Source organism: Aromatoleum sp. (assembly GCF_035254505.1).
In the GTDB taxonomy this organism is placed as follows: Bacteria; Pseudomonadota; Gammaproteobacteria; order Burkholderiales; family Rhodocyclaceae; genus Aromatoleum.
In genome coordinates this window covers 1-7,553 of record NZ_DATFAO010000041.1, presented here as the reverse complement: position 1 = coordinate 7,553, position 7,553 = coordinate 1, and the positions used below count along the sequence as shown (strand labels likewise).

Annotated in this window: 5 protein-coding genes; 3 read left to right on the top strand and 2 right to left on the bottom strand. The window is 64.5% G+C overall.

All coding sequences use genetic code 11. The features are described 5' to 3' along the window. Positions 1–2,507: bifunctional acetate--CoA ligase family protein/GNAT family N-acetyltransferase (locus VJ673_RS06360; RefSeq protein WP_324125213.1), on the bottom strand; the 2,507-nt coding region annotated here is incomplete at its 3' end. Positions 2,508–2,851: 344 nt separating this feature from the next. Between VJ673_RS06360 and VJ673_RS06355 the strand changes: the two genes are divergently transcribed. The 3 genes from VJ673_RS06355 (at position 2,852) to VJ673_RS06345 (ending at position 6,489) form a co-directional block, all read left to right on the top strand. Next, on the top strand, positions 2,852–3,418 hold the full coding sequence (locus tag VJ673_RS06355; RefSeq protein WP_324125212.1) for a class I SAM-dependent methyltransferase: 567 nt from the start codon (positions 2,852–2,854) through the stop codon (positions 3,416–3,418). A 224-nt stretch (positions 3,419–3,642) separates the two neighbouring features. Then, positions 3,643–5,067: a sensor histidine kinase gene (locus VJ673_RS06350; protein WP_324125211.1), complete on the top strand. Its 1,425-nt coding sequence runs from the start codon at positions 3,643–3,645 to the stop codon at positions 5,065–5,067. 12 nt (positions 5,068–5,079) lie between these two features. After that, positions 5,080–6,489, top strand: coding sequence for a sigma-54-dependent transcriptional regulator (locus VJ673_RS06345; protein ID WP_324125210.1), 1,410 nt, complete (start codon positions 5,080–5,082; stop codon positions 6,487–6,489). Position 6,490: 1 nt separating this feature from the next. Here VJ673_RS06345 and mnmH read toward each other — a convergent pair whose 3' ends face one another. Further along, positions 6,491–7,540, bottom strand: coding sequence for a tRNA 2-selenouridine(34) synthase MnmH (gene mnmH, locus VJ673_RS06340; protein ID WP_324125214.1), 1,050 nt, complete (start codon positions 7,538–7,540; stop codon positions 6,491–6,493). Positions 7,541–7,553: the final 13 nt, after the last annotated feature.

Sequence of the window (7,553 nt, the reverse complement as noted above, 5' to 3'; positions counted from 1 at the left end):
GCGAGACCCCGGTGCTGCCAATCGTCGGCAACGACGACCGCGAATTCGCAGGATTCGCCGTCCGGGTTCACAGCGTAACGGCAGACGCCAACCTCGACCTCCTTGCCTTCGGCGTCGATGGTCGCGACGAAAGCCATCTCGCGGTCGTAGTCGATCTGCGTGAGGCGCGCGACCATCGCCGGCGGCAGCTCGCGCATCGTGTTCATGAAGCGGTAGTACTTGGTCTCGGCCGACAGCTTGCGGACGAACTCGACTTCCAGTTCGGCATCTTCAGGCTTGATCGGGCGAATCGTGACAGCGGTGCCGTCCGGCTGCGTCCATACGCTGATGAGCTGCGACGGGTAGGGGTGGATCGCCATGTGGGCATAGCGATCGACCGAGGGGGAGACGTTCTCGACCGTCACCCGGGCGTCGACGGCGACTGCACCGTCTTCGTCCACGATCAGCGGATTGATCTCGAGGCCCTGGATCCAGGGCAGTTCGCAGACCATTTCCGAGATGCGCAGGAGCACGAATTCGAGCGACTCCATATTCACCGGCGGCATGGTGCGGAATTCGCCGAGGAGGCTCGATACGCGCGACGAACGGATCAGGTCGCGGACGAGGAAGTTGTTCAGCGGCGGCAGCGCGACGGCCAGGTCCTTATTGGCTTCGACGCGGTTGCCGCCCTCGCCGAAGGTGATGTAGGGGCCGAAGACCGGGTCACGCTTGACGCCGACGACCAGCTCGCGGCCGTTGCGCTTGAGGATCATCGGCTCGATCGCGACGCCGTTGATCGCGGCGTCCGGCTTGTTCCGCCGGACTTCCTCGAGGATCTCCTGGTAGGCCGTGCGCACGGCCGCAAGGCTGCCGAGGTTCAGACGTACGCCGCCCGAGTCGGTCTTGTGGATAATCGACGGCGAGTCGATCTTCATCACGACCGGAAGCCCGATTTCTTCGGCGAGCACCATCGCTTCGGTCGCGGAGCGGGCGATCACGGTCTGTGCGATGGGAATGCGGAAGGCCGCGAGCAGCGCCTTCGATTCCATTTCGTTGAGCACCTTGCGGCGCTCGGCCAGCGCCGTCTCGATCACCAGGCGCGCGCTCTCGACGCTCGGCGGATTCAGATGCGACAGCGATGCCGGCGTCTGCATCAGCAACTTCTGGTTGCGGTAATAGGCCGAGATGTGGCTGAAGAGTTCGACGGCGGGTTCCGGGGTGCGGAAGGTCGGGATTCCGGCCGCTTGCAGGGCCTTCCGCCCGTCGCGCACGAGGTCCTCGCCCATCCAGCAGGTGACGACCGGTTTGTCGGCGTTCTTTTCCAGCTCGATGAGCGATTGCGCGACCGAGGTCGGGTTGGTGACCGCCTGCGGCGTGAGCATGACGAGGACGCCATCGACGTTGGTGTCTTCGAGTACCGCGTGAACGGTCTTCGTATAGGCCTCGACGCCGGCGTCGCCCAGAATGTCGATCGGGTTCCCGCGCGACCAGCCGGGGGGCAGACTCGCGTTGAGCTTTTCCATCGTCCCGTCGGAGAAGGTGGTGAGCGGGATGTTCAGATCGGCTGCACGGTCTGCCGCCATGACGCCCGGTCCGCCGCCGTTGGTGACGATGGCCAGGCGATTGCCGCGCGGGCGGAAGTGGGAGAAGAGCGCGTTGGCGGCGGCAAAGAGCTGGCCCATGTTGTACAGCCGGATGACGCCCGCGCGGCGCAGCGCCGCGTCGAAGACGGCATCGTCGCCGCTCATCGCACCGGAATGGGAGCGGATCGCCTGCGCCGCCGCCGGATGCCGGCCGACCTTGATCAGCAGCACCGGCTTCACGCGGGCGGCGCCACGCAGGGCGCTCATGAAGCGGCGAGCGTCGCGGATGCCCTCAACGTACATGATGATGCTCTCGGTGCGCGGGTCCGAGATCAGGTATTCGAGCACCTCGCCGAAGTCGATGTCGCTGGAGGAGCCGAGCGACACGACGGCCGAGAAGCCGATGTTGTTGGGCTTGGCCCAATCGAGGATGGACGTGCACAGTGCGCCGGACTGGGAAATCAGGCCGATCGTGCCCTTCATGGCGCTGACGTGCGCGAAGGTGGCGTTCAGGCCCAGGTCCGGACGCATGATGCCGAGGCAGTTCGGGCCGAGCAGGCGGATGCGGTAACGCCGTGCCGCTTCGACGATATGGCGTTCGAGTGTGGCGCCGCGGGGGCCGGTTTCGGAGAAGCCGGACGAAATGATGACGACCGCCTTGACGCCGGCGCGGCCGCAACTTTCGACGATCGTCAGCACGCGGTCGGCGCGGACGGCGATCACAGCGAGATCCAGGCGGTGGGGAACGTCTTCGACCGATTTGTAGCAGGGCACGCCGAGCACGGATTCGTGCTTGGGATTGACGGCGAAGAGGCGGCCGCGGAAGCCCGCGTCGAGCATGTTCCGTACGAGCACGTTGCCAAGCGAGTCTTCGCGTTCGCTGGCCCCGATGATGCCGACGGATTTCGGCTCGATCAGCGGGCTGAGATAGTGCTTCTCTTTCATTGGTTTTATCGCCTGAATCCAGGTGGGCGCGCTAAGTGTTCGTTGGTGTCGGATGTCTGCTGCAGTGTGGCTGAATCTTCGACAAACTCAAGCTTACTGCAGTGCACAATAACGCATTGTGACATATGTTGACTCAATCGCCGATTGGGGCAAACCACAAAGAAGCTCGCGAATGCTGGCTTCCGTGCGTCGTGGACGGTGCGGGGCTAGAATCAAAGGCCGTTTCTCGGCCAATCTGCGACAGTTCTGGGAGATGTCATGAAACAAGGGCACAGGCCTCACCCGACGCATTGCATATCGCGCAATCGGATCGCATTTTATGTAAATATCCTGCGAGTGGAATCATGACCGCGCCTCACACTCCGGTACTCGAACCCTCGGCCTGGGTGCGGCGGTTTGCGGGAATGATCGCGCCGGCGGGGCATGTTCTCGATTACGCGTGCGGCAGCGGACGACACGCGCGCTGGCTCGCGCGGGTTGGGTTCGACGTCGAGGCGGTCGATCGGGACCCCGAGGCGCTCGCGCGGCTTGCCGGCGAGGCGCGTGTGAGTACGCGGCTCGCGGACCTTGAGGACGGGCCGTGGCCGTTCGCAGAGGCTGGATTCGACGCGATTGTCGTTACCAATTATCTGTTCCGTCCGCGATTCGATGCGATGCTCGCGTGCCTGCGGCCGGGCGGGGTGCTGATCTACGAAACGTTCATGCTCGGTCAGGAGCGCTACGGACGTCCGTCGAATCCTGCTTTCCTGCTTCGGCCGGGCGAACTGCTCCAAAGGCTGGCAGCAGATTTCACGATCGTCGCGTTCGAGCAGGGCGTCGTTCACAGTCCGCGTGACGCTGTGATCCAGCGCGTTTGTGCCGTCAAGGCAAGCGAGGCGATAGTGGACCTGCCCGTGCCTGGCGCCGCCTGAGCGCGGCACCCCCATTTCTTGGGCATTTGACCCAATCTGGGGCGATTTCCCGCGGCCTGTCACCTGGGTCGTTTCGCTAGCTTGCCGTCCGCCGTGGAAGTGGCTCTCACAAGCCCAGTGGCACGCGACGTGCCTAGACAGATGGGGGACATGCGGCAGCATGTCATACCGTCGCCGCCCGGTCGCCCGGTATGCTGGCGGTACTTCTCTTGGCCGGAGCCGATATGTCCATCGATGAGGCGGTTAGCGGCGGACGGACGCAACCCGCGACGCCCATTATGGCCGATTCACGGGGACCTTCATCGGGACCTCGGCCGTTCAATCTGAGCCGCTGGTTCGCGCTCGTAGGACTGCTTTCGATCGCCGGAATTTCGGCCCTCGCGGGTTACCTGCTTTCCATTTTCGTCACTGATCGAATGGTGCGCCAGGAGGGCGAACTGACGATGGAAATGGTGCAGAACCTGGTGCTGGTGGAAAAGCCCTTCCTGAACATGTTTGCGGAAAGCGAACCCGCGCGCCGCGAAGATGCGGCGGAGGCCATCGAGCATATCGCCAGTATTCCGGGAGTGCTGCGCGCGAACGTGTATGACCGCGGCCGGCGAATCCTATGGTCCAGCGACCAGGAGCTGATCGGACAACTGTTCGGCGTGAATGACGAACTCGATGACGCGCTCCGCGGCGAGTTGGTAGCGCACGGCCAGCGGCATGACGATGAGGCTCACGACAAGGCCGAGCACAAGGACCTCGCCCAGCCCGCGAACTTCTTCGTCGAGATCTATCTCCCGGTGCGGGACCGGCAGACCGGTGCAGTGGTAGGGGCCATCGAGGTCTACAAGAACCCTGTCGCGCTCTTCAATGCGCTCCAGCATCTGTATCGCTACATCGCGGTCGGGGCGGCACTTTCGGGGATGTTCCTGTATGCCGCCCTGTTCTGGCTCGTGCGGCGCGCGGATTTGCTGATTCGGGAGCAGCAACGCCGCCTGCTGGACGCCGAGACGCTCGCGGTGATCGGTGAGATGAGTTCCGCGGTTGCTCACGGCATCCGCAATCCTTTGGCGTCGATCAGGAGTTCGGCCGAGCTCATGCTGCTCACCGAGGATAATACGACGGCCGAAGCGGCAGCCGACATCATCGCGGAGTCGGACCGGCTGGAGGCGTGGGTGCGCGAACTCCTGTCGTACTCCCGTCCGCTCAACGAGAAGCTGACGGCGATCGAGCTTCAGCCCCTGGTGCGGCGTTGCATTGACGAGTTTGCGCGTGAGCTTCAGCGCCGCAGCATCGATGTCGAATTGAGGCTGCCGGATACGCTTCCGGCCGTGCGCGGCGACCCCCTTCTGTTTGGGCAGGTGTTGCATAGCGTGGTGGCGAACGCGATCGAGGCGGTCGGCAACGGCGGTCGCCTCGAAGTGGCCTGCGACGTGGAGCGCGGCGGTCGACAGGTGCTGCTCCTCGTGCGGGACAACGGGCCGGGGATGGCACCAGAACTCTTGCAGCGCGCCGGCAAGCCGTTCTTCACGACCAAGCCGCGAGGACTGGGCGTAGGACTTGCGCTGGCCCGGCGGATCGTCGAACGATTTGGCGGCGCGCTCGCGATCGAAAGTTCGCCCGGCGACGGCACGGCGGTGAAAGTGATCATGGCGGCAGCCTGAGCGGGAGGGGCGATGGGACGCGCGATTCTGGTCATCGAGGACGAGGCGGTCCTCGGCAAGAACATCCGGATCTATCTTGAGCGTAGCGCCTACGATGTGCGTGTCGCAGAGACGGCGGAGGAGGGGCTCGCGCTACTCGACGTCTTCAAGCCGGACGCCGTCGTGCTCGACTTCAACCTGCCCGGCATCACCGGGCTCGAGGCGCTGGCGCGGCTGAAGGCTTTCGATCGTCATTTGCCCGTCATCATGATCACGGGTCATGGCAGCGTCGAATTGGCGGTCGAAGCGATGAAGGCCGGCGCGCGCGACTTCCTGACCAAGCCGGTCGCGTTGGCGAAACTCAAGCTGCTGATCGACAAGGCATTCCACGAAACCCAGCGCGACAGCGCACTCGACTACTACCAGCAGCGCGAAGCCGATGCGGCGGATCTGACGAGCCTGTTCGGCGAATCGCCGCCGATGCGCGCGCTCAAGCAGACCTTGCGGCAACTGCTCGAGGCGGAGTCGCAGTTGCAGGATGCGGATGCGCCGGCAGTCCTGGTGCTCGGGGAGACGGGCACGGGCAAGGAGCTCGTCGCACGCGCGCTGCATTACAACGGACCGCGTCGGGACCGGCCGTTCGTCGAGCTGAACTGTGCGTCGATTCCGGCGCAGCTGCTGGAATCCGAGCTCTTCGGCTACGAGCGGGGGGCGTTCACCGACGCGCGCGAACGCAAGCTCGGCCTCGTCGAAACTGCGGAGGGCGGAACGCTGTTTCTCGACGAAATCGGCGACATGGACCTTGGCCTGCAGGCGAAGCTTCTGAAGCTTCTGGAAGAAAAGACGGTGCGCCGCATCGGTAGCCTGCGCGATCAGCGCGTGAACGTGCGGATCGTCGCCGCGACGCATCGGCCGATCGACGCGCTGGTCGGCGAGGGACGTTTTCGCGCGGACCTCTACTTCCGCCTGTGCGTCTTCCAGATTACGCTTCCGCCGCTGCGTGACCGCGGAGATGACATCCTGTCCCTGGCGCACCACTTCATCGCGATACACTCGGGGCGATACGGCAAGCGTGAGCCGTCGTTGTCGGCTGCAGCCGAAGCATTGTTGTTGCGACATCGCTGGCCGGGCAATGTGCGCGAACTGCGCAACGTGCTCGAACAGGCGGTTCTGCTCAATACGGGACCGGTCATCGAGGCTTCGCAGTTGTCGCTGACGACGACCGCGGTGCCGCCGTCCCCGACAATGCCCGACGTCATGGAGACGTCCCGGCCGCGTGCCGACGCGCCCGCGCAGACGCTCGAAGACATCGAACGGCGTGCGCTGCTCGATGCCCTCAAGCGGACCGGCTGGAACGTGTCGCGCGCGGCGCGCCTGCTCGGCGTGAGCCGGGACACCTTGCGCTACCGGATCGAGAAATGGGGTCTTTCGATGGGCGCGTGATTCACTGCTGTTCGCGCAGAATGCGATCGGCCAGCTCCCCGATGCCCTCGTCGCTGAGATCCTTGCAGACGAAGGCTGGCGCTCGCGGAAAGCGGGCGAAGTTGCGGTTCTGGGAGCGTTGGTAGAGCGGGTCGTAGTGCTTGTCTATGAACTCCGCGAAGAGCGTGTAGAGCTCATGCCGCGCGGCAAGCGCCTTCCAGTTCGCCAAGGTTTCGTTGCTCTGCAGGCCGTGCAGGCAGTCGATCTTGCTTTGCAGGTCGGATACGTCGTCGCCAAGGTAGGCGTAGTCCCGAACCAGGAAATCGAGTCGCGCTTCGCGTGTCGCTTCGATCGCGACGCAGTGGCTTTCGCGCATTCGGCCAATGAGGACTTCCGGGACCTGGATGCGCCCGATCTTGCGGCTTTCGGCCTCGACGTAAACGGGACGAGTGGGGTCGAAGGTCCGCAACACGCCATAGAGGTCCGTTTCGAAGGACTTCTGCGTCGGTTGCGGCCGGTCGGGCAGCGCGCCGAGAACCGAGCCTTTGTGGGCGGCGAGGTGTTCCAGGTCGAGCACCTGCGCGCCAAGCCTGCCGAGCGCTTCGAGGACGCGGGTCTTGCCGCTGCCCGTTGCGCCGCAGACGACACGGAAATCGAAACGGCCGGGCAGGGCGGCGAGCTCTTCGACGACGAGATGTCGCCAGCTCTTGTAGCCGCCTGCGAGCTGGCAGGCGTCCCAGCCAATCAGGCGCAGCCACGTGACGAAGGAGCCGCTGCGCTGGCCGCCGCGCCAGCAATAGACCAGCGGTCGCCAGTTTTTCGGCTTGTCCTGGAAGCGCTCGCGCAGATGATGCGCAATGTTCTCCGCGACCATCGCGGCGCCGATGCGGCGGGCCTCGAAGGCGGATTGCTGCTTGTAGATCGTGCCGACGATCGCTCGTTGTTCGTTGTCGAGGACGGGGCAACTGATGGCGCCGGGGATGCGGTCTTCGGCGAATTCGGCCGGGCTGCGGGCGTCGATGAACTCGTCAAATTCGGAGAGCTGTGCTACGGTCGCGAGGCCTTTTTTCATGCGTTGTCGCGGC

What these genes read in the sequence shown, in the direction of transcription:
- VJ673_RS06350 (WP_324125211.1), top strand. Translation starts at nt 3,643, where the DNA reads ATGTCCATCGATGAGGCGGTTAGCGGCGGACGGACGCAACCCGCGACG.
- mnmH (WP_324125214.1), bottom strand. Translation starts at nt 7,540, where the DNA reads ATGAAAAAAGGCCTCGCGACCGTAGCACAGCTCTCCGAATTTGACGAG.
- VJ673_RS06355 (WP_324125212.1), top strand. Translation starts at nt 2,852, where the DNA reads ATGACCGCGCCTCACACTCCGGTACTCGAACCCTCGGCCTGGGTGCGG.
- VJ673_RS06345 (WP_324125210.1), top strand. Translation starts at nt 5,080, where the DNA reads ATGGGACGCGCGATTCTGGTCATCGAGGACGAGGCGGTCCTCGGCAAG.